Consider the following 26985-nt stretch of genomic DNA (forward strand, 5'->3'; position numbering starts at 1 on the left):
ACGTCTGGAGACGCACATGTTAAGCATCCATCTGGGAGATTACCCCGGTTCCATCTACGATACCGAGACCTATTTTAGGAACTCATACTTGGACTCATGGTTCGAAGACCCTATGGCCGCACAGATCATTAAAAGCGTGGACGGATCAGAACTCATCGGCCCCCACAACATCGTAAGCAAGCAGCTTGGCTCGATCACCCCACTCGAACTGTCCGGCGGCGTCAAGACGCTGCTGCTGGTTCGCAATCTCCCAAATATGGTGTTCAACGCATCCACCTGCGGAGACAACTGTGCCCGCTGGCTACTCAAGATCGGCAAAGAGCAGGATGTGCTGGTGACCCTTTACCACATCATGAAGTTCCCTTGGAAGCGTTTTGAGATTCGCATCGATAACGACGACCGTATCGTCAGAAATATGCAGGAGTTTGTCGGCGCCACGAATGACTATTTGGATGTTGATGAGTAATGAAGGGAACGCATACCGTTGTCGTAGAACGTACAAAGGTCAAATACACACTCACGTTTAAGCGCAATATTTCCTTTATACGCGGCAACAGCGGCACGGGCAAAACGACGCTCATCTCGATGATTCGCGACTACAACGACCGAGGACAGGAAAGCGGCGTTACACTCAGCTGCGACGTGCCTTGCGAAACGCTTTCTGGCAGGCGCTGGGAGCGTGAGCTGTCGATCATCGAAGATTCAATTGTCTTTCTTGATGAGGGCAACGAGTTTATCTACTCGAAAGACTTTGCTAAAGCCGTTAACGGGTCGTCCAACTATTTTGTTCTGATATCTCGTCGCGACGCCAACGAACTCCCCTACAGCGTCGACGAGATCCTAAAACTGGTCAACACGACGAGCAAAGTAATTAACGGCCGTAAAAGCGACAAGCGTTTTTACTCGGTGACCAAACCGCTTTATACCCACGCGGCAAACATGCTGTATCAGGACCTTAACGTAGGTTTCGACAATCCCGATGCCGTAATTGTCGAGGATAGCAAGTCTGGCTATCAATTCTACAGCGCCCTTTGCAACCGACTGGGAATCCCCTGCTATACCGCTACCGGCGTAGCGAATCTAAAACGAACGATTCACGAATGTCCCGAGCAAAACATCCTTGCCATAGGAGACGGCGCAGCGTTTGGCCCCTACATCGAAAAGGTGCTGGGACAGCGGGTTTACAAGAACGTTCGCCTGTTCCTCCCCGAATCATTTGAGTGGACGCTTCTGCAATCCGACCTCATCCCCAGCAACGACATTCCAAAAATCCTCGAGGACCCTTCGAGTTATATCGAAAGCCGCGACTACCTGAGCTGGGAGCGGTTCTTCACCGACGTATTGATCAAGTACTCGGCAGACACTCGTTATGCTTACAAAAAGGCGAAGCTCAATGAGCAGTACCTGAAGCCGGCGGCGATGGATGCAGTTGCAAGCGTTTTGCCCGAGTGCCTGAAGGCGGAATAGCGAGTCCTTAAGTTCATTTAGAAACCCGGTTACGCCCACGCGCTGGAGCTGCTGAAAGAGCATCTGCTACACTAATCTATGGGCAAATAAGTCAGTGGCGTTTGTCCTGAATCATTTGTACCTGTTCGATTGACATACAAGGGAGCATATCCATGTCCCAGTACGATTACCTTGTCGTCGGTGCCGGCCTTTCGGGCGCGGTCTTTGCCAATGCCGCCAAGCGCGCCGGCAAGTCTGTCCTGGTCATCGATCGACGCGATCACATCGCCGGCAACATCTACACCGAGGACGTCGAGGGCATCCAAGTCCACCGCTACGGCGCGCACATCTTCCACACCTCAATGAAGGACGTCTGGGGCTACGTCAACCGCTTCGCCGAGTTCAACAACTACATCAACTCTCCGGTAGCAAACTTCCACGGCAACATGTACAACATGCCCTTCAACATGAACACCTTCGCCAAGATGTGGCCGGGCGTCGTCACGCCGGCAGACGCCAAGGCCAAGATCGCTGAGCAGGTGGCTGCCGAGAACATCGGCGAACCGCAGAACCTGGAGGAGCAGGCGCTGTCGCTCGTCGGCCGCGACATCTTCGAGACGCTCGTGAAAGGCTACACCGAGAAGCAGTGGGGCCGCGACTGCAAGGATCTACCCGCAAGCATCATCAAGCGCCTCCCCTGCCGCTTTACCTACGACAACAACTACTTCAACGATCGCTACCAGGGTATCCCCATGGGCGGTTACACCAAGATGGTCGCCAACATGCTCGAGGGCATCGAGGTCCGCTGCGGCATGGAGTACAAGGAGCTGATTGCCACCGAGCCCGATATCGCCACCAAGACGATTTACTGCGGCCCCATCGACGCGTTCTACGACTTTAAGCTGGGCACGCTCGAGTACCGCAGCTTGCGCTTTCAGACCGAGACGCTCAACGAGCAGGACCACCAGGGCGTGGCCGTGGTCAACTACACCGAGCGCGAGATCCCCTACACCCGCATCATCGAGCACAAGCACTTCGAGTTCGGCACGCAGGACAAGACCGTCATCACGCGCGAGTACCCGGCCGACTGGAAGCCCGGCGACGAGCCCTACTACCCCATCAACGACGCCAAGAACGAGACCCTCTACAAGCAGTACGAGGAGCTTGCGGCGCAGGAGGGCGACGTGATCTTCGCCGGTCGTCTGGGCGGCTACAAGTACTACGATATGGACAAGGCCATCGCCGCAGCCTTCGAGCTCGTCCGCAACGAGCTGGGCGTGGAGCCCGCGGAGGCGTAAACAAGGCGGTCATAAACACACAAGCAGGAAGCCCGGCACAGTTCGTTGCTGTGCCGGGCCTATTTATGGAGCGATCGAAACGCACCATTTCCATGTGAGAAAACGGGCTGCAAGTCATCCCCATGTCTTACAGCCCATGTTTAAACAATAGCACGGCAGACACATGTGTCCCCTCTGGTTTTCAGACCTTTAAAACCAATGCAAAAATGTAACAACTATACTTCTAACGGCAATAACCAAACTCTGGAGATCAACGTGAACTCAAAGAAAATCGCCGTTATCATCCCTTGCTACAACGAAGCGCTAACCATCGCCAAAGTAGTAGATGATTTTCACCGTGAACTGCCCGAAGCCACGGTCTACGTATATGACAACAACTCTAGCGACGGCACCGCCCAAATTGCACGCAAGCATGGGGCAACCGTTAAGCTCGAACCCCACCAGGGCAAGGGCAACGTATGTCGTCAAATGTTCCGTGATATCGAGGCCGATTGTTATCTCATGGTCGATGGAGACGACACCTACCCGGCGGAGTCAGCGCGCGCTTTATGCAAACCCATCCTTGCCGGCGAAGCGGATATGACCGTAGGCGATCGCCTCTCAAACGGCACATATGCCGAAGAGAACAAGCGCGCCTTCCACGGCTTCGGCAACAACCTGGTACGCAGCATGATTAAATGGATCTACGACTACAGCTTTGATGACGTCATGACTGGCTACCGCGCCATGAGCAGGCCCTTTGTCAAGACGTTCCCGGTGCTCTCTGAAGGCTTTCAGATTGAGACAGAGTTATCTATTCACGCCGTCGATCATCGTTGGCGCATCAAAGATGTTCCCATCGAGTATCGCGACCGCCCGGCTGGTTCAGAATCCAAACTAAACACCGTAAGCGATGGAATTCGAGTCATTGCCATGATCGGCACCCTCTTTAAGGACTACCGTCCGCTTAAATTCTTCTCGCTTGTTGCGCTCATCTTTGCCGCTATCGGTCTTGCCCTGGGCATCCCGATCGTTACGGAGTACTTTGCTACCGGACTTGTTCCGCGCTTCCCAACCGCCATGCTCGCCGCCGCTTTCATGTTCCTATGCGGACTCTCGCTCGCTACCGGTTTTATCCTGGACTCTGTGGCCAAGGTGGAGCGTAAGCAGTGGGAGTTGAGGGTGTACGAGGAAATAAAGAACCAAGAACCGCGATTAAGGTAAATCACATTTGAGATAGATGGCCCAAAAGGTGCATAGAACTATGCTCTGCGAGAAGTCATGAGCGCACGAGCGTACCCGGCTTTTATAAAAATGGCCGGGTACATGGCCCGGCCAGCTGTTTCTCTGGTGCTCCATGGCGGATTCGAACCGTCGACCTTGGGATTAGAAGTCCCCTGCTCTATCCAGCTGAGCTAATGGAGCATAATGTCGCGCGTCCAAGCGGGCACAAGTTCACACGGCGCATAAATTATAACCTACTTGAACTGGTCGTGGTATGCCTTGCAGACCTCGTCCACGGGGCCATCCATACGCAGGTCGCCCTTCTCGATCCATACAGCACGCTGGCAAATACGCTCAACCTGTTCCATGGAGTGAGAAACGAATAAGACCGTAACGTCGCCACTTTCGATAAAGTGTTGAATACGGCGCTCGCACTTCTGCTGGAAAAAGACATCACCAACAGAAAGCGTCTCATCAACGATCAGAATATCCGGCTCGGTAATCGTAGCGATGGCAAAGGCAATGCGCGCAACCATACCCGAAGAGAAATTCTTCAGGGGCATGTCGACAAAGTCTTTGAGCTCAGCGAACTCGATAATCTTGTCAAAGCTAGCGTCAATAAACTCCTTGGTATATCCAAGCAGCGCACCGTTAAGGTAAATATTCTCACGAGCGGTAAGCTCGGGATCGAAACCAGCGCCAAGCTCAATCAGCGGCGCAATATTGCCGTGAACCTTAACCTCACCTTCGCTGGGTTCCAAAACGCCAGCGATGATCTTAAGCATCGTAGACTTGCCGGAACCGTTAGTTCCAACAAGACCAACGACCTCGCCGCGATGCACATCAAACGAAATATGCTTAAGCGCACGGAATTCCTCAAAGAACAGATCGTGCTTTGCGAGCTTAATAAAGTACTCTTTGAGGTTTGTAAGCGACTCAGACGCCATGTTAAAGATCATGGTGACGTCTTTGACCTCAACAGCAAGAGGCTGCTTGCTGTAATCAATAGCAGATTCAGTCATGAACAGCACTCCTTAGATGTAGAGAATAAACTTGTGCTCGGTTTTGTGGAACACGGTATAGCCAATGGCAAGGGCAAGAACAGCCCAGGCAACACATAGGCCAAACGTAAGCGAAGAAGGCACGGTATTGAACAGGAAGATGTCACGCATAAACTGGAGATAGTTGTACATGGGGTTCACAACCACCAACACCTGAATCCAATGAGCCATATGGCTGATGTAATCGGTGGTCCAGAAGATCGGCGTCAGGTACATCCACGCGGTGATAACAACGGTCCAAAGGTGCATAACATCACGGAAAAAGACCGCCAGCGCCGACAGCATCATGCCCAAACCCATGCAGAAGCACATAAGAAGCAGCAAACACACCGGCAAGAGAATTAAATGCCAACTAGGAACCACATGGAACCAAAGCATAACCAAGGCGACAGCAACCAATGAGAAGGCGAAGTTAACGAGCGAGAACAGCACCTTCTGCACCGGAAAGACCCAGCGGTGCACCTTAACCTTCTTAAGCAGCGAGGAAGCCCAAATGATGGACATAAGCGCTTGGTTCGTCGACTCGGACATGACAGAAAACGTCACGTTACCGACGATCAGGTAAAGCGGATACATCTCAGGCGTAATGGAGCCATTGCGACCTTGGGCAAAGATTGTCGAAAAAACAATCGACATGACAATCATCATCAACAGAGGATTGAGCACGGACCAAGCTACGCCCAAGACGCTGCGCCGATACTTAATCTTAAAATCCTTGGTAACCAGCTGCCTAAGGATAAATTTATCCTTCTCAAAATCATTTTTAGCGTGAGAGGCCGGCTTAGCCACCGCTTTTTGACTCTCTACGTTGTCAGCCACAAACCAACTCCTTATCTCGCAAAACACAACAGTGGAAAGTATAGCCCTCCCTCGTGTCAGTAAAACCAGCCTATGCAAAACTGGAAAAGTACCCATATCAGCTATAGCCAATCAACGAATTTGCTACGAGGCAAGAAAAGAACTGAGCTATTTCTGCTGTGTTTGTACTCCCAACCTATCCATGGCCCCAGCGCCCTGCCACGAGATTATCATGGTCAAGTTAAGACATGTACCCTGTAAGGAGAACGACATGCCGCGTTTTTCCATCTGCGTTTCATCATATAAAGATGAAAAATATCTGCCCGCTTGCATCGACAGCGTCCTGGCTCAATCGTTTACCGATTTTGAGCTCATCGTAGTTGACGACGGTAGTCCCGACTCCACCGCCTCGATACTTGAGCAATACGCTCAAAAGGACAGACGTGTCATACCGCTCATCCAAGATACGAACCGCGGGCTTCACATCGGGCGAAAAATTGCCGTTGCAAAAAGCACCGGCGACTACATCATTCTCCTGGATTCAGATGACGAGCTCGGCGACGACTGCCTTGCCAAGTTCGACTCTTATCTCAACGCCACCCCCTGTGATGTCCTTCACTTTGGCATCGATGTCATTAATGCTGGCGTAAGCGACAACGAGGCTTCCAACTTCCAGAACTACATCAATGCACCCGTTGATCCCTTGTTCAATAAAGACATATTTGAAGCCGTCTTCAGTGCACGCAAGGGTTATCTTCAGGACTGGCGTATCACTCAGCGAGTCTATGCGGGGGGCTTCTTCCGCAGAATGTTCGCGGCGATGACCAACGACAGGCTTGAGCGAGCTGAGGACGCATACGAGTCTTTTGTCACACTTGCGAACGCGCGCTCGCAATACACCGCCAACGACATTGTCGGTGTACGCTATTACCTTGGTCGAGGCGTCAATTCCGACTCCTCACTCTCGGTATCGGCCTTCTTCAAAAGCGCTTCCGATTTTCAAGCTAACATCGATCACATGAGAACATTTGCGGCCGCTTTTGATGCCATCGACATAAAGAAGACCTGTTCGGAAGCCGTTGTAAAAATGTACGAGTTGCTTTTCAACGATTGGCTTGTTCGCGTACCAGAAGATCAAAAACTCGATGCTGCCGACGAAGCGGCAAAGGTAATGGGCAAAATGCCCGTTGCCGAAGAGCTCATGCGTCTTTCTCGCGACAGAGCATACGGCCTGCTGCAAGCAAATAGCGCCCCCGCAAATGACATGGCCCTCGATTGGTACGAGCACGCAAAGAAGCTGGCCTCGACTGACGCCGCAACTTCTCCACGCTTCATGTCGTTCTACACCGCAGCTCGCGACCACATAAACGATCTGATCTACATGGCAAAGCGCAAAAGCTATGAAAACCGAAACATTCGTATCTTCGTCTCGGCGCACAAGCCTGTCGAGCTATTTGACAGTTCAATACTCCAGCCAGTGCAAGTTGGCTGCAGCCTTCGCAACGACAGGTTCCCTTGGGCATTCCACGACGATAAGGGCAACAATATATCGGATCTCAATCCCATGTACTGCGAGCTGACAACCCAGTACTGGGCCTGGAAAAACACCTCGAGCGAATATGTCGGTTTTTGCCATTACCGTCGCTATTTTGACTTCTCGGGCACACGCCACGATGAGAACATCTACGGCGAAATCATGGACGATTTCATCGATGCGGCATCTCAAAAAAAATACTCACTGGACGACGAGAACATCGAGAAGTTTGTGACTCAATACGACGTCATCACCACCGAGCGTAAGGACATTCGCACCTATGTCGGACGAAATGCCACTTTGCGCTCCCAATACGACGCCGCAGACAAACTATTCGTTGAAGACCTGGACAAGATCGTCTCCATCCTTAAAAAGCAGCATCCGGAATATGGACAGGATGCCGACAAGTTCCTCAGTGGCCACGTGGGGCGTTTCTGCAACATGTTCATCATGAAGCGCGAGATTTTTAACGATTACTGCGCATGGCTCTTTCCCCTGCTTGAGGAGTTTGTTTCTACAACCGATATGTCCCGTTATTCAAAAGAGGGAGTGCGCACCCCCGGTCATCTTGCCGAGAGGCTGCTTAATATCTACCTCATTCATCATGAACGCATAGGAGCAGACTGGAAGATGGCCGAGCTGCAGTGTGTTCACTTTAGAAGGCCGGATCGCCGTATGCCTTTCGAGGCGCCCTATGCCAAGGCAAACGGTAAACAGATCATTCCGGTTGTTTTCGCTGCAGACAACAACTATGTCCCCATGCTTACCACCACAATCTATTCCGCACTGCTCAACGCCTCGGAAGGCTATTTCTACGATGTGGTTGTGCTCCATAGGGATATTGCTGGAGACAATCAATCGATTATGCAGCAGTTCTTCGGTCAGTTTGACAATATGTCATTGCGTTTTTGCGATGTGAGCGAACATGTCCTTCGCCATGATTTGAGCACCAACAACCCTCACATCAGCGTTGAAACGTATTATCGCTTCTTGATTCAAGAGATTTTGCCTGGCTACGACAAGGTTCTGTACCTTGATAGCGACCTGATTATCCAGGGTGATATTTCTGAGCTCTATGGCGTGGACTTGGGCAATAATCTCCTTGCCGCCGCTCACGATATCGATTTCTTGGGCAACCTTAACATGAAGGACGGCAAGCGCCTTGCCTACGCCCAAAAAGTCCTGGGCATGGAAAACCCCTACGATTACTTCCAGGCAGGCGTCCTTGTACTTAATACCGCCGAGATGCGCAAGCTCTATTCAATTGAAACGTGGCTTGATTACGCTTCCGATGATCGCTTTATCTACAACGATCAAGATGTTCTGAACGCGCACTGCGAAGGCCGCATAACTTGGCTTGACTACGACTGGAACGTCATGATTAACTGCAACAATCGCATTGCAGACGTCTTCTCTTTTGCACCTGCTTCTGCATTTGACGCCTTCAACGATTCGCGCAATCACGAGAAAATTATTCACTATGCAGGATTCGAAAAACCTTGGAAGTTCTCCTCATGTGATCGCAACATTGCCTATTGGACCTATGCTCGCCAGACTCCCTTTTACGAATCCCTTATGAGCATGTTGGCAGGACCGGAAAGAACGGCTTCTTCCTCCCCCCTCACAATGCACGAACATGCGATATCACCCGATAATCCGCTTCGCAAATTCATCGATCCCATCGCACCGGTCGGTAGCGCAAGGCGAGAGATGATGAAATCTGCGGTGAGGGCCGTTAGGAAAAAGAAGTAGGATCTTCGAAATCTAGCAAAGCAACAGTAGAGTTGCAATTTTATGGCCCCCATTTCCTCCCAATTAAAAGTCGGATGAAATGGGGGCCATTTTTTGCCTTAGTTTTAAGCGTCGAACCTCGATAGCGACAGTAGTGCACTATAAACGCTTGCTTAACTGCATGGCGGCATGTTTACACCGTTAGGATTTTGCAATTCGCGTATTTCTGCAGAGCTTTTTGAGGGACTCCAGCACAAAAGCAAACAAGAGAGAAAGCGCAAAGACTACAAACGGGCGAATCGCCGCATCCCAAAAGATGTTATGCAAAACATAGACGTCCAAAGCCCAAATAAACATCATATGTACGGCGTAAACATCAAAACTAAGGGAAGACAGTTTAGAAATTACAGCAATGAACGGATGCTTATCAGATTGGAAAAGCGGCTCCAGCGATTTGAACAGCATGAAAAGCGAGATTGAGTACACCAAAACCGGAAGGTGCAGATAATCGTTATAAAAGTTATCGTAATCCGAATATGCACCGGACAACACCGTATGCGGCACGTTGGTCTTGATTGTCATAAGCGCCATAAATACAACGGAAGAAATCGCGGCAATCAGGAAAACCGGGCGCATATTTCTGTCGTGTTCCTCAAAAGGAGAATACGTAACAATGTAGTAGCCGATTAAGAAGTACATTATCGCACCCGTCAAATAAGGTACGGCAAGCATTGAGAACAAATTATGATTTGGCGCAAAGCGATTTGCAAAAGGAATTACTGCAGTTGAGACGATACAGAGACCAATGGCATACTCCAGCAAACGCTTGTTCGACGCAAAACAAGCCAATAGCGGTGTAATCAAATACAGAATCAAAATTGAATACATAAACCAATAAACGTCGCAAATTTGATTCGTTAGAAACAGCTGAATGAACTCAAAAAGGGAGAAAGATCTTGCCGGAAGACCAAGCTGGGTCGGCGCAAGACAGCTGAGAATGTAAATAAAGAAACTAAAGCCAACAAGAGTCGCCAGAACGCGCTTGAGCCTCTTTTGAAAAAAGACTTTGGTAGAGTACCGAGAACGATATCCGATCAGATTTGCTCCGCTAATCATAAAGAAGACAGGTACGGCAAACATAAACAGTGACTGCAGCGCAACTGAAACAAACCACTGCACATTGCCTTGGTTAACGTATACAACCGTCGTGCAATGAAGAACAACAACGGCAAAGCAGGAAAGGACATTGAGAACGTCCATATAATGGCGGCGTATTGTCATTAGGGAACCTCAACTCGTTATTTAATCAGATACAGTCGCATTGACCCCGACGATAGTACCGGTTCAAAACCGGGAGTCTCATCGTTTATTTCAGTAATTCCCTCCCAGTCTTTTTTCTTGTATTGAAGGTCGCGAGAATAACATACATGCTTATCCTCCGCCGTATAGTCGCTACGATCAAGCAGGAGAACATACTTTGCTCCAGTGTTCTCAACGGCATCTTTCACTGTAGAATCCGTTGAGATATTACAGAGGCCCTTACGAATAGCATGACTGTCCTCAGATTCTGCCGAACCGAGCTTGGCATGATAGTACAGATTCAAACCATCGACAGACCAAGCAAATGAGCTACCGTCAACGGGAAGATTGATTATCAAACTACCTTCCGGAACCACTTCTTTGACTTGTTGAATAAAATCCCGCTCGGCAGCAGTGTAGGCCTGGACACGGTAACGCGAATAGCCATTATAGAGATCGTAAGAATTAAGCGTGAAAGCATTGGTCAAATCACCTCTAGAATGATCTTCCCATGCGTATGCGTAATTGAACGGATAACAATTAAGGAAAAAGAATAATAGGGATATCAGCACTGCCGATAGATTAAACCCCAAGCTCCCGGAAAAGTACCTCAGATGCTTAAGCACGCTGTATGCAGCTAGGACCACACCATGCAAACCAAAATATATAAACGGTACAAGCGAAATCGCCACCATCGCAGCGATTCGCTCCGGATCCGTGTACCAGAAGCCCGAAAAAAACGAACGAGCCTCAGCAGAAAATGCACCCGCACCGATATAAATCAGCAAAACGATGGCGAAGCTCAAGAAAAACCATCTTTGTTCCTTTTCATGGATAAGAACATAGATGGCACCTATTGCAAATAGCGGACACAGAAGAACCTGAGGAACCCCGAAGAAGAAAGAGCCGTTAACGATCGACTGCAAAATACCCTCAAGCGACATGCCCCATTCCCAGGTGAAAGAAACAATTCCGTGCATAAAAGGAAGATTGTAGACAGCCACCCATAGGAGTACGCAAAAAAAGCAAAAGATGATCTGAGCACACCTAGTTCTTAGGATTGAGCTTTTTGAAGAAACCTCGGCACGCTGATCCATGATTCCAAACGGAATAATCCTCAGCAAAATAAACGGCGCAATCAAAAGGCAAGTGAAGATGGCGGCATTTGGATGAACACCGGCTACGCCGACAAGCGCCAAGACAAAAGCGTAGAACGTTGCCCCGTAAAAGCAAAAACGCTCACCGAAAGAGATGGAACGAATTAACAAGGCAGCAGCAGCAGGGACCAAACAAAATGCGGCAATATTCGGAAATGGGCCATGAACGGCAAGCATGCGCATGGGAAATGCAACAGAGGCAAAAGCGGAAATCGCAACGATAAAGGGAGACACTTTGGCGTTCTTACAGATGGAATCTAAAAATGCCAAGATACCCAACGGATATGCAAACGCTATAAAACAAAAAATAGATGCGTTTTCCGCCACAGACGTTTGAATCCCCGTAAGGGAAACAAGTAGAGCTGCAGGTATGTGCCAAACAATTGGATAATATGATCCGCTACCCAAAAAAGCCGAGGGAAAGGCAGTCGAATCGTAATAGGTCACTCGTATTGTTGAGAAATTGCCCGAATCGGCGATCGATTTAATCCAGGCGAGATGCGATAGGTTGTCATCGTACTGAATGAAGGAAGATAACCCGTCGATATTACTCAAAAACAATGCGGCAACGAGAATAGCGCCAACAGCCACACATATCCCCACCGCCGGCCATGTCAGTCGACTGACATTAGAAAAACCATCGGTTGATAGGCGTGACCTTGAGTTAATCAAACGGATAGGAAAGGCAAGAGAGACGACGAAACAAAACGTCAACAGGATGAAAAATGCCGCCCCAGTAAGGCCCAGCCCCGTTCCAATAACACCCGCAACAAGAAAAACAAATGCCGAAAGCGCCGGAGCAAGACAGATGAATTGAGGGTTGATTTTTTTGAAGCCAATCCGAAGCAATAAGCTTCCTGGGGCAAACAGAATGAAAGTAACGATTAAAACAGAAATAGCAAATACCCGCATTAATAGCCTCTCGTCAAGAGGTGCCGTTTGCTAACCAGACACAAAAGAACAGTATCGACAAATGAAGCAACCCAATTGAAAGCAACTTAGAGCCTCATGGTGTTTAGAGCTTTTATCCAAACTATAACTAAGCTTTCAAAAAAAGCTTAGTTCATTGTGAACCTCGCCATCCGGTTCAAGAGGCTAAATCTAGCCTCTTAACGCAACCTCTTGTATAAGACCCTCTATCTTCTTGCGCAGCATGGCAATCTTGGTCGTATTCGAAAAATCACGCATAACCAAAACGGCAATCACATACACGAAAACAAAATTTGCTGAAGCCTGAAAGCCTAGCAAACCAGCAAAGAAAGAAGCCACCTGCGGGAAAAGAGCCAATACAACAAAGCTCAACGAGAAGAAGAGCCAGAAAATCGAGTCCATAACATCGATCTTCGACTTCTTTATTCGTCTAATGATGAACAGAAGAACCAGTGCGGCGCAGACAATGAGCACAATGCGAAGCGAGAGAGTCAACCAAATCACCTGAACCATTGAACAAAGAGAATAGACGTACAGACACGAGTCATGTACGCAGCAGAGCGCGTGAGATTAAGATAGCTCTCCCCCGCCGTACGGTCACGCATGGACACCTGAACTTCCTCGACTTTAGCACCCTTTCTGATAAGGTGCGCAATGGTCTCGGGCTCGGGGTTGAGCGACATGTCCTTAGCAAACAGTTCAATCATGCGACGGTTGAACATGCGCATGCCAGAGGTGGGATCACTGACACGCTTTCCTGTGGTCATTTTCACAATAAACGTGATGATCCTCGAACCAAACATACGTGCAGAATGCTCTTTTTTAAACTGAACGAAGCGCGATCCGATGACGATATCAGCATCGTTCTCATCCATTTTCTTACGCATGGAATCGATATACTGCGGCATATGCTGGCCATCAGCGTCAAATTGGATGGCATAGTTATAGCCCATACGAGCTGCATATTTCATACCGGTCTGAAAGCCCACGGTGAGACCACCGTTAACGGGAAGATCAAGAACGGGGTAACCGTTGGCCCGGCAAATCTCGCCAGTTGAGTCAGTCGATCCATCATTAATTACGATGAAGTCAACCTCCGGAGCAACAGCTTTCAACTCTTCAATAGTGTTTTGAAGAGAGCACTCCTCGTTATAGGCGGGAATTACTGCTAAAACTTTGTCTCGCATATACATTCAATCCATTTAAATTTAAATATTCGATTCGCCTAATCAAATATGAACATTAGAGATATTTTACACGAAAACAGGCATGAGAAAGAGAAACGCTCAAAGCAAATGAAGGCCAAGCAAGAACCCCAATTGTCGGGTTAAAACAATTTACGAAATACAATCCTGAGCCAACTCCGCAAATCTCTCGCTAATCGAAATGAAGACAACTGCATTGCTATGCTAAACGGACTTGAGCGATCTGCTGAAAAGAAGGTATTTCTTCTTACCGCAAATGCGGAGACAAAGATATCAACGTGAGGTTACCTTCATCTAAGTGGCCTCAAAACAAAAATGTCAACCTTATCAAACAAAATCACTAATTACCTCCTTTCGATAAAGTTGCATTTGGATAATAAAACCGGGAAAATATTTCATAGTAAGTTATTCCCGCACCCATCAGAGGTTATAAAACATGAAGGTTTCGGTCATCGTTCCTGTATACAATGTCGAGCAGTATCTTGCGCGATGCCTCGACAGCATACTTGCTCAGACGTACGACGATTACGAAATCATTTGCGTAAATGATTGCAGTCCGGATAACAGCTCAACGATACTGAGCGAGTATGTTTCAAAGCATTCGGACCGCATTAAGGTAATCACTAACGAAGTCAATCTTGGCCTGGGCCTTTCAAGAGAGAAGGCCCTTGGAGTTGCTTGTGGCGAATTCGTCATGTTCATCGATAGCGACGACTACATCAAGCCCGATTACCTGCAGCACTATCTCGATGCTACAAAAGACGGCGACTACGACATTGTGGTTGGAGGGTATATTCGAGACATCGACGGCAAGCTGACCGAACATTACCTAAGCGATACGGTCTGGAGCTCCACCACCTATGCCATCGCTTGTGCGAAACTATACCGGCGGTCTTTCATATCGGAGAATGACCTGCACTTCACATCAATCAAATGCGGTGAAGACATCTACTTCAGTCTATCAGCATTTTATTGCAACGCTAAAACTAAAGTAATTCAATACGCGGGCTACTATTACGTGCTGAACCCCGGCTCAATCACTGGTTCAATGAACTACAAAAAGAACCACGAGAGAATTATGGCCGAGCTCTTTGACACCTTCCTCAAAAACCATGAGCTGAGCAGCATCCCCCAGGACAGACAGGACGTTATCGAGTACACCTATCTCGCCAATATGATTAATGCCCTCATTTCGTTCAATCATGGATGCGGCATTTCCCTTATGAAAGAGAAGTACGCTTTTGCAAAGGCAGACGCAGAGTCAAAGTTCCCCAACTACCTATCCAACCAATACGTTGGACTGTTGAAGCCTAAGGGCCAAAGAACAAAAATCCGACTTGGAGTCGGAGTGGTAATTCTTCTTGAGAAAATTCATATGGCTCGCTTCCTCTTCTATCTTATTGCCCTCATTTAGATAAGGAACGAATAAGGTGCTCGACCACATAGCTATATTTTCCGCCTTTTACCCACCACACCTTGGCGGAGTTGAACAGTTTACTCATAACCTTGCAACACAGTTGACAACACAAAACATCAAAGTAACTGTGGTGACATCCTCAACCGAAGGACTCTTCCGGATTTCAGATGGAGAGGTAACGGTTATTGGAATTCCTTCGAAATCAATCATGGGCGACCGTTTTCCTCTAATGATTCCTTCGAAGGCCACTTTCAAGCAGATTAAAGAGCTTACAGAGGCTCCATTTGATGGCATTGTCATCAACACGCGATACTATCCGATTTGTCTTCTGGGATGTCGCATCGCAAGCGCCCACAACCTGAGACCCGTTCTAATCGATCACAGTTCGGGTCCAATTTCTAACGAAAAGTCTCCTCTGGGACTCGCGATGCGTACTTATGAGGCAATCAACAATCGTCTGATTAGGTCCAAAAGGCCTATCGGCTGCTCAGTTTCAGAGCGAGGGCTATCTTGGCTTAAGAGCATAGGCTTTGATGCCCAAGCTGTTATACCGAACTCAATCGACTGCGCTGAATATAGGAGCACGGCCAAACCGGACAGCTACAGAGAGCTCCTATCGCTGACCGACAACGAATTTCTTGTCACATATGCCGGAAGATTGATCCCCGAAAAGGGCCTGCCCAAACTTCTGGGGGCAGTATCCTCCCTCAACGCCGCTGGAGCATGCGTCCATCTTGCAGTCGCGGGAAGTGGCCCTCTTGAGGGCAAGCTCCTTGAGGCCCATGAGACATGGCTTCATTACATGGGACGTCTATCAAAGCAGGAGCTGTCGGGACTACTAAGAGACTCTGACTGCTTTTGTCTTCCCACCGAGTATCCAGAGGGGCTTCCAACGGTTCTTCTGGAGGCGGCAGCTCAGCATTGTGCGATTGTCGTCTCAAATTGCGCCGGCGCAAGAGAGGTCGTTCCATCCAAGGAGTACGGTACTGTGCTTAACGTAGTTAGCGAGGATGAAATCGCTAAGGCGATTCTTGTCTACTGCAACGATCGAGGTGCGACCACAACGTGCGGCGATAACGTGGCGCTTCATATTGAGCATGGCTTCTCGTGGGCAGCAACCGCAAATAAGCTCATCAAAATCTTAGACGCCTCATAGGGATACACGCAAATTAAAACTGCCTTGGTGCAATACTGAACAGTACACACCAAGGCAGCCCAATTGATTATTTTGAGGCTCTAAGTATCATCATTCGCTCAACCAGGGGCATCAAGCCCAGCGCATTAACAATGCGCTTGATGACCAGCTTGATACGCAAGTTGAGCAACTGCGCAGAGGATACCTTCAGGCGGTAATCGAGCTCTTCTTCCAATTTCTTAACACTGACATCCGCTCGGAAAGCAAGATCAAAAAAGTATTCAGCCTGCTTTGCCCTCAAAGAAGCATGGAACTCCGAAGGCATTTTTGAAATCAGCTCATCGATCATTCCAAGCATTCTCTTATCGAACTTAGCAGTTGCATCTGCATTTGCAGAGCGCCAGCCAGTCCATGAGGAGGCAACTGCGACACGATACAACCCTAAAACCTCAGGAAGGCAGACGACGGAACCGCATGTTGAGAGATAAAGCATCATAGGCCAATCACCTACAGGGCAATTGTTAGGCCGCCACTGCAAGTAATTCTTCATATCGCTCGTTCTGGAAAAATAGCTACATGTCGGCAGTGCCGCTCCGCCACGCATTATGAGGTCTTGTGTTGAAAATGTCATCGCTCGAGCGCAGCCGCTGGCAATTCCATCAATTTTGCCCGTGGTGTCGTTGTAAAGCTCTGCCGAGTGAGCACACAAAGCGACCTCAGTGTGAGACTCCATGTAGTCAAACTGTGTTTGAAGCTTATTCGTGCCTACCCATGCGTCGTCGCATTCGAGCTCAGCAATGTACTTTCCACTTGCGGCTGGAATCAGAAAGTCGCACAAGGGTGATTTCCCCTTTGAAAACTGATTTTCAATTGGGAAAATACACTTGATGATGTCTGGATGTTGTTCCTGATATCGAGAAATCAAAACCCTAGATGAGTCTGTCGACTTATCATCATAGATCAAAATTTCAAACGGAAATGAAGTCTGCTGGGAGAGGGCAGACTCAATTGCCTGAGAGAGATACCTCTCGTGGTTGTAGCAAATCATCAGGACACTGACCTGAACATCATTACTTTGCGGCATATAACATCCATTTCCAATACTGAGCAGAGAATTCCAGGTTCGGGAGATGAATTGCCCCTACTGTCCCTGGGCGCGGTAGCGGGCCTCTGTGGCCTCCTTGGCCGGGCGCCACCAGGACTCGTTCTCCACGTACCAGCCGATGGTCTGGCGGAGTCCCTCGGCGAAGCCGGTGTGCTTGGGGCGCCAGCCGAGCTCCGTCTGCAGCTTGGTGCTGTCGATAGCGTAGCGGCGGTCGTGGCCCGGGCGGTCGCGCACCCAGTCGAAGTCGTCGGGGTCCTTGCCCATCGCCTCCAGAATCATCCTCAGGACCGTGATGTTGTCCCTCTCGCCGTCGGCGCCGATGAGGTAGGTCTCGCCCGTCCTGCCCTTAGTGAGGATGTCCCAGACGGCGCTCGAGTGGTCCTCGGTGTGGATCCAGTCGCGGACGTTCTCGCCCGTGCCGTAGAGCTTGGGGCGCTGGCCGTCGATCACGTTCGTGATCTGCCTGGGGATGAACTTCTCCACGTGCTGGTAGGGGCCGTAGTTGTTGGAGCAGTTGGAGATGGTCGTGCGCAGGCCGTAGGTGCGGGTCCAGGCGCGAACGAGCATGTCCGAGCTGGCCTTGGTGGAGGAGTACGGGGAGCTCGGGTGGTACGGCGTCTCCTCGGTGAACCTGACGGGGTCGTCCAGGGCCAGGTCGCCGTAGACCTCGTCGGTGGAGACGTGGTGGTAGCGGACCCCATACCTCCTCACGGCCTCCAACAGCCGGAAGGTTCCCTCCACGTTGGTGCGAAGGAACGGCTCGGGGTCGGCGATGGAATTGTCGTTGTGGGACTCGGCGGCGTAGTGCACGATCGCGTCGTGGCCGGGGACGAGCTCGTCCAGCAGCGCCGCGTCGCAGATGTCGCCCACCACGAGCTCGACCCTGTCCTCAGGCAGGCCGGCGATGTTGGCCGGGTTGCCGGCGTAGGTGAGCTTGTCGAGCACGGTCACGTGGACGTCCGGGTGGTTGTCCACCACGTAGTGCACGAAGTTGCTGCCGATGAAGCCGCAGCCGCCGGTGACGATAATGTTCCTGGGCTCGAAGACGTCCGTCATGCTACCTCCCGTCCTCCTCTGCCACGGCAAGCAGGTACTGGCCGTAGGCGGTCTTCCTGAGCGACTCCCCCAGGGCGCGCAGCCGCGACGCGTCGATGAAGCCGCGGCGGTAGGCTATCTCCTCGACGCAGGCGATGAAGTAGCCCTGGCGGCTCTGGACGGCCTCTACGTACTCGGCCGCTTTGAGCAAGCCCTGGGGCGTGCCGGTGTCCAGCCAGGCCATGCCGCGGCCCATGAGCTCGACGGAGAGTTGGCCCTGCTCGAGGTAGGCGTTGTTGACGCTGGTGATCTCCAGCTCGCCGCGCTCGGACGGCTCAACGGCCGCCGCGATGTCCGCCACCCGCCCGTCGTAGAAGTAGAGGCCCGGCACGGCGTAGTTGCTCTTTGGGCGCTCGGGCTTCTCCTCGATGCCGACAACGCGCCGCTCGGAGTCGAACTCGACGACGCCGAAGGCGCGCGGGTCCTTCACCGGGTAGCCGAACACGACCGCCCCGCCGTCGGCCTCCACCTTTGCCTTTGCGCGGTTTAGCACGCGCGTGAGGTCCTGGCCGTGGAACATGTTGTCGCCGAGCACGAGCGCGCACGGCTCGCCCGCCAAGAAGCCCCGGCCGATGGTGAAGGCCTCGGCGAGGCCGCGCGGCTCGGCCTGCTCCGCGTACTCCAGCCTCATGCCGAGCTCGGAGCCGTCGCCGAGCAGCTCCCGGAAGGCGGGGAGGTCACGCGGCGTGGATATGACCAGCACCTCGCGGATGCCCGCGAGCATCAGCACCGAGAGCGGGTAGTACACGAGAGGCTTGTCGTATATCGGCAGCAGCTGCTTGCTGACCGCCTTGGTTATGGGGTGCAGGCGCGTGCCGGAGCCGCCCGCGAGGATTATGCCTTTCACCGCCCTACTCCTCGGGCCTCATGCGCAGGGAGGCGAACCGGTCGACGGCCATCTCGGCCCTGTAGGCCTCGAAGAGCTCGCGGCAGCCGAACCTGGGCTCGTAGCCGAGCTCGTCCTTTGCGTTCTGGACGTCCATGAGGAAGCCGCCGCCGCAGGGCTTCTCGGGGCGGTACACCACCTCGGAGCGGCCCGAGGCGGGGGCGAAGACGTCGGCGATGGTCTCGACCTGCTCGCGCAGGGTCACCGGGATGCCCGTGCCGATGTTGTAGAGGCCGCCGTCCCTATCGGCCAGGGCGGCCAGGCACAGCTCCTGGCTGAAGTCGTCGACGTAGACCATGTCCTTGGAGTACTCGGGGTCGCCCCAGACCTCCAGCGGCTCGCCCGCCATGGCACGCTCGATCATCGTGTAGACGGGCCGCTTGGTCTTGACGCCGTTGGGGAAGTAATAGTGGTAAGGGCTGTAGCTGTAGATGGTGGGGAGGCGGAACACGAACTTCTTGATGCCGTACTCCCGGCGGTAGTGCTCCATTACCTCGAGGGCCGCGTTCTTGGCGATGACGTACATGGCGTGGTCACCGGTGTAGCTGAACGACGGCGGCGTGTCGGGCGCGAGGACCTTGCCGGGGGCGGAGGCAAGAGAGATGTCGAACACGGTCTGGGTGAAGATGACCCTGTCGACGCCGACCTTGCGGCACCACTCCAGCACGTTGTAGGCGCCCATCGTGATCGAGCTGAGGTACAGCCCGCCGTCGTAGTCCCTCATGTAGGAGGGAATCTGCGCGGCGAGCAGCATCACGGCGTGCACGCCGTCGGTGGGGAGGGCGTCGAAGTCCCCCGGCCTCGTGACGTCAACCGAGTAGTAGTCAACGCCCATCCCGGCGAAAACCGGGGCCTCGGGGCGGCGCCCCACGGCGACGACCTCGTACTCGGCGGGGTCGAAGAACTCGGAGGCGTACTTGGTGAGGTAGGAGCCAACGTTTCCCGTGGCCCCGAAGATGACGATCTTCTTCATCGTTTGAACCCTTCTATCTGAGGACGGACTTGACGCAGGAGGCAACGTACTCCATGTCATCACGGTTATATCGCTGGTCGACGGGGAGCGGGAGAACGTCTCGGGCGTACCTGTGAGCCCAGCTCGGCGCGGGACACTCCGCCAGAACGTTCGGCCATAAAGTGGGGACGAACACGCCCGCCTCCGCAAGCCTGTCCCTGAGGCCGGCGGAGTCCTCAACGAGGAGGGGGTACATGTACGGCCCCTCGGGCGACCCGGCGGCAAGCCGGTTGCGGCCGCCGAGGGCCTCGCCGAGGATGGCGTAGTTCTCCTCGCGGCGACGCCTCGCGAAGGGGAAGTCGACGGCGGCCATCAGGCTCCGCGTGGTCTCGGACATGGCAGCGAGCGGCTCGGCATCGATGGACTCCTCGGAAGCACGGTAGGCGCCGTACCACTCGGCGCTGCCATCCTCCATCCTCCCGACGACATGAGCCATCCTGGCGCGCGACGAACCCTTCGGCAGCTCCCGGCCGAGCCGCGAGCCATCGCGCGTGACCAGGTAGGCGCCATCGGGCACCCCGAAGAACTTCCTGCAGGTGTATATGGTGTCCACACCGGCCCAAGGCTCGCGGAAGAAGCCCTGCACCTCGTCGACGACGAGCCTGCCTCCCGAGGCGGACCGGGCGCGCTCGACCTCCGAACAGGAGAGCCTACCGTAGTAGTCCGCGACGTAGAGCCACTCGCCTTCGCTGACGGCAAGTTCGGAGGGAAGAGCAAAACCCTCCCCCACCTCGAAGGTCCTGACGGCTATCCCCTCGCGCTCGCAGGTCCCGCTCACCGCGTCACACATGAGGTCCGGCAGGGCGATGCGCTCGATCCCCCGAAGCTCGGCCAGGTAGGCAAGGCAGTTCCTCGCACTGTTGAGCGCCACCGCCCCGGGATGGTAGGGCTCGCCCTGGTAGCGCTCCAGCTCAAGGTATCCGCCGATCTCGCGGCTCACGCTACCTCACCACCGCCCGCATGGACTCGCCGGGCGCGGCCCTGAAGGCCTCGAGCTCCTCGCGGGATCCAAACCTGAGCATCACGGAGCCGAAGGCGTGGTTGGCGGCGGTAAAGGCCTCCACACGGGCGCCGGGGGCGACCCACAGCTGCTCCTCGGCGACGTGCGCCTCCCTGAACCCGGGCGCGTACTCCACTCCCGCGAACTCGCCCGCGTGGTCCGAGTGCAGCATCTGCTGGAACCAGAAGCCGTCGTAGGCTGGCATCGACAGCTCGTCCACAGACAGGCCAAGGGCGGCCTGGACGCTCGCCCTCACGAGGTCGGTCGCTCCCCCCGTCGCGAGGCGCAGCATCTCGCAGAGGCGGTTGCCACCGCCGCGCGGCGAGCTTTCCATGATGTAGGCGCGCCCGTCGGTCGCCACGCGGGTCTCGACGTTGAAGACGCCGCTCCCAAGGCGCAGGAGGTCGGCCAGGCGCTGGAGCTCGGAGACGAGCTCGGCCTGCGCCCAGGCGGGCATGGAAGCCGGCATGGCGTAGGCGGCCGGCGTGTAGGGATTGGGGGCCCCGGGGTCGAAGAGCTGCGAGGTGAAGGAGACGCACCTGAACTCGCCGTCCACGAGGAAGGCGTCGGCGTCGGAGCTGTCCCCAGACTTCTCGAGGAACTGCTCGACGATGCACCTCCCGTCTCGCGAGAACGACAGCGCGTACCCGACCGCCTCGCGGAGCCCCTCCGGCCCGTCGACGCGGGAGCAGCCCTTGGAGCCGGCCGAGTCGACCGGCTTGGCGATGACCGGGTACCTAAGCGAGTCGGCCGAGGCCGCGGCCTCCTCGGCCGAGGAGAAGATGTGGAGCTCCGGGCAGTTGAAGCCGTTATCGCGCAGGAAGGAGCGGTAGCGCTCCTTGTCCTGCAGGACCGAGACCGCCTCGTAGGAGCCCTGGAACGGGAGCCCGAGCCTCTCGGCGGCGTAGGCGGCCGAGACGACGCCGGGGTCGGCGGCGAAGGACATGATGCCGTCGGCGCCGACCGACTCAGCGGCGGCCAGCACGGCAGTCTCGTCGACGATGCTCGCGTTCACGTAGCCGTCGGAGAAGCGGTGGGCGTAGTTGTCGGGCAGGTAGTCGCACGTGACGACACGGGCACCCAGCTCGTGGGCGGCGTCGATGACGGGGATGGCGTACCGGGCCCCGCCGAGCAGCAGGAGCGTCTTTGGCATGGCTAGTTCCTTCCGGTCGACTCGACGACGTCGCAAATGCGGTCGACGTCGGCAAGGGAGAGATCGGCGTACATGGGCAGCGTCAGCACCTGGGCGGCCATCCTCCTGGCCACCGGGGTGCGGTCGCTGGAGTAGACGCTCCTGTAGCAGGCGTAGTCGCTAATGAGCGGGTAGAAGTACTTGCGGGCGCCCACGCCTGCGGCGTCAAGGGCGTCAAAGACGTCGTCGCGCGTGGCCCCGAAGGCCTCGGGGTCGAAGATCACGGGCAAGTAGGCGTAGTTGGCCCTCACACCCGGGGCGGGACGGAACACCCGCACGCCCGGGACGGCCTCGAGGCGGTCCCAGTAGCGCTCGGCCACGGCGCGGCGCTTGGCGACCTCCTCGTCGAGGTGGCGCAGGTTGCAAACGCCCATCGCGGCACAGAACTCGTTCATCTTGGCGTTTCCGCCGACGTACTCCACGTCCTCCGGCCCGGTAATTCCGAAGTTCTTCCACTGGTTGAGCGTGTCGTAGAGCGAGGTGTCCCTGAAGCAGACGGCGCCGCCCTCGATGGTGTTGAAGACCTTCGTGGCGTGGAAGCTGAACATGGAGGCGTCGCCGAAGGAGGCAGCGGATACCCCGTCTCGCTCGACGCCGAAGGCGTGGGCGGCGTCGTAGACGACCCTGAGGCCGTGGCGGTCGGCGATGTCCTGGATGGCGTCGACGTCGCAGAGGTTGCCGTAGACGTGGACTGGCACGATGGCGCACGTGCGGGGTGTGATCGCCTCCTCTATGCGCTCGGGGTCGAGGGTGCAGTCCGACTCGCGGACGTCGGCGAAGACGGGCGTGAGGCCCTTGCGCGAGATGGCGTGGGTCGTGCTCGCGAAGCTGAAGGGGGTGGTAACGACCTCGCCGCGCAGGTCGAGGGCCTCGAGTACGCACTCGAGGGCGTTGTGCCCGTTGGTGAACAGGCACACGTTAGGCGTCCGCAGGCGCTCCTTGAGGGCCACCTCGAGCTTCTTGTGCTCCTCCCCCATGTTGGTGAGCCAGTGGCTCTCCCACAGCGGACGAATCTCCTCGCAATACTCTTCGAACGGTGGCATTGAAGAGCGGGTGACGAGAATCCGATTACTCATCTGACCTCCAATAATCTGCTGCTTCGATCATTTCCTAGACCTCAGAAGGTCGACGACGCTAGACCTAAGATAGACGAAAACCTCCAGCCTCAGGACGGCGGACAAGCCGAGATACACTGCGGCCATCACGAGCGCCTCGACAACGATCTTCAGAACCGGGTTGATCACCAATCCGCCAGCGACCAAGCTCAGTCCTCCCGCGATTATCGAGAGCAAGAAAGAGGGCGCGATGTCGCGCAGTTGCTCCCCGTAGGAGTATCCAATAACGCGCTTGTTCGGGAAGCCGTTGACGAAAGTTGAGATTATCCCGGTGAACATATAGGTGCCAACCATGACGTAGACGTCCCTGAAGACAAACGCGGCGATAAGAAGGCAGGCAGTTCCATAGCACTTCTTGATAAGCTCGAGCTTAAGGAACAGGTCGGAACGCCCCATGCCGTTGAGAGTCTGCAGGTTGGTCGTGTGAATGGGAAGCAAGGCGTAGGTGAAGCAATACATCCTCATGAATGGGACGCACGGGAGCCATTGGTCCCCGAGCACCAAGGTTACGATTGGCTCCGCGGCCACCGCGAACAGCGTCATCGCTGGTGCAATGAGATACGTGGATGTCTTGAGGGCGCGCCTGACCAGGCGCTTTACCTGCGACAGATCGGACTGGACGTGCGCGACCGCAGATAGCATCACAGGCTGTATGGCCCCGTCCAGTATGTTTCCCAGGGCCTGGGGGTACTTCTTTCCTTGGCTGACCAGGCCAAGGCTCGAAGCGGAGAACTGCTTGCCAATAATCAAATCGGAGAGTGATTGATAGCCCTGGTCCAGAACGCCCGAGACAAGCAGCTTCCACCCGAACCCAAGCATCGTTCGGGCACGGGCCAAATCAAAAACCATTTGAGGAAGCCATTTGACGCTATGCGCGAGAACGACGCAGTTGCAAAGGTGATACGACACCTGCTGAATGACAAGCGACCAGAGCCCGGCGCCCAGAAGAGCCGAAGCAATTCCCAGAGAACCGGAAACCAGGCCCGCAATGAGCGTGGCGTCAAACACCTTACGGAATTCGAGTTCACGCTCCACAAGCGCGACCTGAACCGAGTTGAAGGAGCTGACCACGAGAATGAGACACATGGCTCGAAGCGGCCAAACCAGGGACGGTATCACGTAGAAGGAGGCAATCCCGGGGGCAGCAAGGAAAACAATCAGATACAGCGCAAGTGAAACGCCGAAGCACAGCCAAAATACAGTTGAGGAGTCTTCATCGGTAATTGAAGGAGCCTGAATCAGTGCCGTGTTAAGCCCCGACTGAACAAGCACGTTGCCGATATTCACAAAGACGAGCATGATCGCCAACGTTCCAAAATCATCTGGCGAGAGCAATCGGGCGAGAATAATCTGGACGATTAACTCGACAACCGCTCGACCGCCCCTCTCGAAAAACTTCCAAAAAAGAGAAGAGAGCGTCTTAGCCTTAAGCGAATTCTGCGCCATTCAATCCCTCTTCTTAGGTACCAATACATGAATAACAGTCGATTTAAACCGAGGTTAAACCATAGCGCATCTAATGACAATTAATTACAAGTTCCAACAAATGCACGATAGCTACAGCATAGGAAATGAAGTGATTTCATGCTTCAAAAATAAAAACTGGAATCACTGTGCTGTCCCTCATTTTCCTGCTGCATATGGGACCAACACCACAATGCTTTGGCTTCCACGGAATGTTTTATATGCGCGCTAAGGCACAAGAAACCAGCATCGAGATCGCCAAATAAATTTAAGCGCAAGAAAGAATCAAACTCTTACGCTTGCCTTTCCCGAGTGAATTATCCCAAAAGAGTCCACCCAGGCTGTACATTTGAACAAAAATCACCAATAAAACCTAAACAAACGGCCTGAGAACGCCCCTAATTTCATAACCCACATAGACACTGTGCACGCGGACACCATTACGAGGGCTCGAGGCTTCGATAATCTGATCGTTGCCTATATAGATTGCTATATGACCTTTATAGCAAATCAAATCGCCGCGTTGTCGTTGGGAAAAAGAGAGGTGTTTAAACTTGGGATCATTCCACATGTCGTTTGCGTAATGATCATGACCCGGAGTGTAATAGTGATCCCAGGGGGTGTATCGACCCAAGTTCATTCCCGTAGCATAGAGACATTGCATAACGAGGCCAGCACAGTCAACGCCGACGCCTGGAGCGCAGGAATAATCCCAGATATAAGGTGTTGTCCCAACATAATCATACGCACGAGTGATCATCGCATTAATACAATCCTGCCTGGTAGCATAAGTACCAATTCGGGATGGCGTTCGATATCCGAATATTCCCTGGTTCATGTGCGGAATGGTAACAGACGCGCATGAGACTTGATAATAAGAAGACGGGTTCTGATAACCACGGTATCCAACCCATACAGAAGTATGATTCGTGTGCCAAGAGCCATCGGGGTATTGAACATCAACATACACATACCAATAGCCGTACGTTAAGCCAAGCGCACTTGGATTAAGGTGTGCTGAATTCTCCGAAGAAGCCGCTTTGAGCACACCCCATTTTGACCAGCTGCTATTCGTCCATACAAACTTGAACTTAAAGGAACCGGCTTTACTAGCTAAATTCGAACCCAAGTCTGCACTTATATCCCAGGACCAATTGCTGTCAGTTGTTTTAACGGAAATCCCGCTGTACCCCCATACACCGAATGAGACGGTCTTAGTGGTATAACTGCCATCGGATGCAATAGCATCGCAGTAAATCGTGTAATCACCAGGCTCAGAAGGTGTCCAATCGAGACGCGGGCTCTTCCCTTTTTGAGCAACTCCCCACTTTGCCCAGTTATTCTTAGTCCAAACAAACTTATATGTTAGGTAATCAGTCTGACCGGACGTTGATGCGTCAACGGAGACGGTTTCACCCTGCTGAATCAAATCAGTATTACAAGAAAGGGAGTCATAGCTGTATGACTCTTTGGAAACTTCTACCGGATAGTGAACAGTAGATTTAATTCCATCAGCATCGACGAAATCGATCCAGATATTAATCTTTCCAGACTCAGAAGGAGTCCAATCGCATTGAGACGAGTCGCCATAGGGGCGCAATACTCCCCAGCTTTTCCAATTGTCCTTCTCCCATACAAATTTGTAAATAAAACCGCTCGTATCCCCATCGAAATCAGCATGAATCGTGCAGGGAACACCAATGGTCACAGGCGAATCATCAGACGTTTTCAGGGTAACGCCTTTAGAACGATACTTATCGTAAACAATGACCCTCGCCGTGGCGTGCTTGGCCCCGGCGCCGTCGATCACGTCGAGGGTGACGGTGTAGTCGCCCGGCTCGGTCGGGGTCCAGGTGGCCTCGGGCGAGTCCTGAGACGAGCCGCCCACGACGCCCCACTTCT

Annotated in this window: 22 protein-coding genes and 1 tRNA gene; 7 read left to right on the forward strand and 16 right to left on the reverse strand. The window is 53.2% G+C overall.

Features of this window, described 5'->3' with window-relative positions; all coding sequences use genetic code 11:
* Positions 1–16: 16 nt before the first annotated feature.
* The 4 genes from V2391_RS03080 to V2391_RS03095 all read left to right on the forward strand — a co-directional run bounded on the left by V2391_RS03080 (position 17) and on the right by V2391_RS03095 (position 3947).
* The gene (locus V2391_RS03080; protein WP_329738207.1) at positions 17–466 is read left to right on the forward strand and encodes a DUF4869 domain-containing protein; all 450 of its coding nucleotides are present in this window, start codon (positions 17–19) and stop codon (positions 464–466) included.
* On the forward strand, positions 466–1467 hold the full coding sequence (locus V2391_RS03085) for a hypothetical protein (protein ID WP_329738208.1): 1002 nt from the start codon (positions 466–468) through the stop codon (positions 1465–1467). The genes V2391_RS03080 and V2391_RS03085 overlap by 1 nt, the downstream gene beginning before the upstream one ends.
* Positions 1468–1619: 152 nt before the next feature.
* Positions 1620–2744, forward strand: coding sequence for a UDP-galactopyranose mutase (gene glf / locus V2391_RS03090; protein ID WP_329738209.1), 1125 nt, complete (start codon positions 1620–1622; stop codon positions 2742–2744).
* A gap of 255 nt (positions 2745–2999) precedes the next feature.
* A complete protein-coding gene (locus V2391_RS03095) occupies positions 3000–3947 on the forward strand; it encodes a glycosyltransferase family 2 protein (protein ID WP_329738210.1) in 948 nt (315 codons plus the stop codon).
* Between the two features lie 124 nt (positions 3948–4071).
* Here the strand turns inward: V2391_RS03095 and V2391_RS03100 are convergent.
* The 3 genes from V2391_RS03100 to V2391_RS03110 form a co-directional block, all read right to left on the reverse strand.
* A tRNA-Arg gene (locus tag V2391_RS03100) sits at positions 4072–4148 on the reverse strand.
* 53 nt (positions 4149–4201) lie between these two features.
* Positions 4202–4969: an ABC transporter ATP-binding protein gene (locus V2391_RS03105; protein WP_329738211.1), complete on the reverse strand. Its 768-nt coding sequence runs from the start codon at positions 4967–4969 to the stop codon at positions 4202–4204.
* 12 nt (positions 4970–4981) lie between these two features.
* The gene (locus V2391_RS03110) at positions 4982–5827 is read right to left on the reverse strand and encodes an ABC transporter permease (protein WP_329738212.1); all 846 of its coding nucleotides are present in this window, start codon (positions 5825–5827) and stop codon (positions 4982–4984) included.
* Between the two features lie 250 nt (positions 5828–6077).
* Here V2391_RS03110 and V2391_RS03115 point away from each other — a divergent pair, with 250 nt between their 5' ends.
* A complete protein-coding gene (locus V2391_RS03115; RefSeq protein WP_329738213.1) occupies positions 6078–9092 on the forward strand; it encodes a DUF4422 domain-containing protein in 3015 nt (1004 codons plus the stop codon).
* Positions 9093–9272: 180 nt separating this feature from the next.
* Here the strand turns inward: V2391_RS03115 and V2391_RS03120 are convergent, their stop codons facing one another.
* From V2391_RS03120 to V2391_RS03135, 4 genes are all read right to left on the reverse strand, one after another.
* A complete protein-coding gene (locus tag V2391_RS03120) occupies positions 9273–10352 on the reverse strand; it encodes an acyltransferase (RefSeq protein WP_329738214.1) in 1080 nt (359 codons plus the stop codon).
* A gap of 17 nt (positions 10353–10369) precedes the next feature.
* A complete protein-coding gene (locus V2391_RS03125; RefSeq protein WP_329738215.1) occupies positions 10370–12439 on the reverse strand; it encodes a DUF6541 family protein in 2070 nt (689 codons plus the stop codon).
* A 189-nt stretch (positions 12440–12628) separates the two neighbouring features.
* Positions 12629–12952 carry a DUF2304 domain-containing protein gene (locus V2391_RS03130; protein WP_442877995.1) on the reverse strand — a complete coding sequence of 108 codons (324 nt, stop codon included), beginning with the start codon at positions 12950–12952 and terminating at the stop codon, positions 12629–12631.
* A gap of 5 nt (positions 12953–12957) precedes the next feature.
* Positions 12958–13644 (reverse strand): glycosyltransferase family 2 protein, encoded by a 687-nt coding sequence (locus V2391_RS03135; RefSeq protein WP_329738217.1) that lies wholly within the window; start codon positions 13642–13644, stop codon positions 12958–12960.
* A 454-nt stretch (positions 13645–14098) separates the two neighbouring features.
* On the opposite strand from V2391_RS03135, the gene V2391_RS03140 reads away from it, so the two are divergent.
* Positions 14099–15076 (forward strand): glycosyltransferase family 2 protein, encoded by a 978-nt coding sequence (locus tag V2391_RS03140; RefSeq protein ID WP_329738218.1) that lies wholly within the window; start codon positions 14099–14101, stop codon positions 15074–15076.
* Between the two features lie 16 nt (positions 15077–15092).
* Positions 15093–16235, forward strand: coding sequence for a glycosyltransferase family 4 protein (locus V2391_RS03145; protein WP_329738219.1), 1143 nt, complete (start codon positions 15093–15095; stop codon positions 16233–16235).
* A gap of 67 nt (positions 16236–16302) precedes the next feature.
* Here V2391_RS03145 and V2391_RS03150 read toward each other — a convergent pair whose 3' ends face one another.
* The 9 genes from V2391_RS03150 to V2391_RS03190 all read right to left on the reverse strand — a co-directional run.
* Positions 16303–17298: a glycosyltransferase gene (locus V2391_RS03150; protein WP_329738220.1), complete on the reverse strand. Its 996-nt coding sequence runs from the start codon at positions 17296–17298 to the stop codon at positions 16303–16305.
* 57 nt (positions 17299–17355) lie between these two features.
* Positions 17356–18375: a dTDP-glucose 4,6-dehydratase gene (gene rfbB, locus V2391_RS03155; RefSeq protein WP_329738221.1), complete on the reverse strand. Its 1020-nt coding sequence runs from the start codon at positions 18373–18375 to the stop codon at positions 17356–17358.
* Position 18376: 1 nt separating this feature from the next.
* Positions 18377–19261: a glucose-1-phosphate thymidylyltransferase RfbA gene (gene rfbA, locus V2391_RS03160; protein ID WP_329738222.1), complete on the reverse strand. Its 885-nt coding sequence runs from the start codon at positions 19259–19261 to the stop codon at positions 18377–18379.
* Positions 19262–19265: 4 nt separating this feature from the next.
* Positions 19266–20273 (reverse strand): NAD-dependent epimerase/dehydratase family protein, encoded by a 1008-nt coding sequence (locus tag V2391_RS03165; RefSeq protein WP_329738223.1) that lies wholly within the window; start codon positions 20271–20273, stop codon positions 19266–19268.
* A gap of 13 nt (positions 20274–20286) precedes the next feature.
* Positions 20287–21252 carry a hypothetical protein gene (locus tag V2391_RS03170; RefSeq protein ID WP_329738224.1) on the reverse strand — a complete coding sequence of 322 codons (966 nt, stop codon included), beginning with the start codon at positions 21250–21252 and terminating at the stop codon, positions 20287–20289.
* Between the two features lies 1 nt (position 21253).
* The gene (locus V2391_RS03175; RefSeq protein WP_329738225.1) at positions 21254–22465 is read right to left on the reverse strand and encodes an ATP-grasp domain-containing protein; all 1212 of its coding nucleotides are present in this window, start codon (positions 22463–22465) and stop codon (positions 21254–21256) included.
* 2 nt (positions 22466–22467) lie between these two features.
* Positions 22468–23580 (reverse strand): DegT/DnrJ/EryC1/StrS family aminotransferase, encoded by a 1113-nt coding sequence (locus tag V2391_RS03180; protein WP_329738226.1) that lies wholly within the window; start codon positions 23578–23580, stop codon positions 22468–22470.
* 27 nt (positions 23581–23607) lie between these two features.
* On the reverse strand, positions 23608–25065 hold the full coding sequence (locus V2391_RS03185) for a lipopolysaccharide biosynthesis protein (protein ID WP_329738227.1): 1458 nt from the start codon (positions 25063–25065) through the stop codon (positions 23608–23610).
* Positions 25066–25456: 391 nt separating this feature from the next.
* Positions 25457–26985: NlpC/P60 family protein (locus tag V2391_RS03190; RefSeq protein ID WP_329738228.1), on the reverse strand; the 1529-nt coding region annotated here is incomplete at its 5' end.

The sequence above is a fragment of the Collinsella sp. CM84Y_54 genome (assembly GCF_036317945.1).
In the GTDB taxonomy this organism is placed as follows: domain Bacteria; phylum Actinomycetota; class Coriobacteriia; order Coriobacteriales; family Coriobacteriaceae; genus Collinsella.

Bases quoted from the DNA above. Each gene is read 5' to 3' on its own strand.
- V2391_RS03080 (WP_329738207.1), top strand. From the start codon at position 17: ATGTTAAGCATCCATCTGGGAGATTACCCCGGTTCCATCTACGATACC.
- V2391_RS03085 (WP_329738208.1), top strand. From the start codon at position 466: ATGAAGGGAACGCATACCGTTGTCGTAGAACGTACAAAGGTCAAATAC.
- glf (WP_329738209.1), top strand. From the start codon at position 1,620: ATGTCCCAGTACGATTACCTTGTCGTCGGTGCCGGCCTTTCGGGCGCG.
- V2391_RS03105 (WP_329738211.1), bottom strand. From the start codon at position 4,969: ATGACTGAATCTGCTATTGATTACAGCAAGCAGCCTCTTGCTGTTGAG.
- V2391_RS03115 (WP_329738213.1), top strand. From the start codon at position 6,078: ATGCCGCGTTTTTCCATCTGCGTTTCATCATATAAAGATGAAAAATAT.
- V2391_RS03120 (WP_329738214.1), bottom strand. From the start codon at position 10,352: ATGACAATACGCCGCCATTATATGGACGTTCTCAATGTCCTTTCCTGC.
- V2391_RS03125 (WP_329738215.1), bottom strand. From the start codon at position 12,439: ATGCGGGTATTTGCTATTTCTGTTTTAATCGTTACTTTCATTCTGTTT.
- V2391_RS03135 (WP_329738217.1), bottom strand. From the start codon at position 13,644: ATGCGAGACAAAGTTTTAGCAGTAATTCCCGCCTATAACGAGGAGTGC.
- V2391_RS03140 (WP_329738218.1), top strand. From the start codon at position 14,099: ATGAAGGTTTCGGTCATCGTTCCTGTATACAATGTCGAGCAGTATCTT.
- V2391_RS03150 (WP_329738220.1), bottom strand. From the start codon at position 17,298: ATGCCGCAAAGTAATGATGTTCAGGTCAGTGTCCTGATGATTTGCTAC.
- rfbB (WP_329738221.1), bottom strand. From the start codon at position 18,375: ATGACGGACGTCTTCGAGCCCAGGAACATTATCGTCACCGGCGGCTGC.
- V2391_RS03165 (WP_329738223.1), bottom strand. From the start codon at position 20,273: ATGAAGAAGATCGTCATCTTCGGGGCCACGGGAAACGTTGGCTCCTAC.
- V2391_RS03175 (WP_329738225.1), bottom strand. From the start codon at position 22,465: ATGCCAAAGACGCTCCTGCTGCTCGGCGGGGCCCGGTACGCCATCCCC.
- V2391_RS03180 (WP_329738226.1), bottom strand. From the start codon at position 23,580: ATGAGTAATCGGATTCTCGTCACCCGCTCTTCAATGCCACCGTTCGAA.
- V2391_RS03185 (WP_329738227.1), bottom strand. From the start codon at position 25,065: ATGGCGCAGAATTCGCTTAAGGCTAAGACGCTCTCTTCTCTTTTTTGG.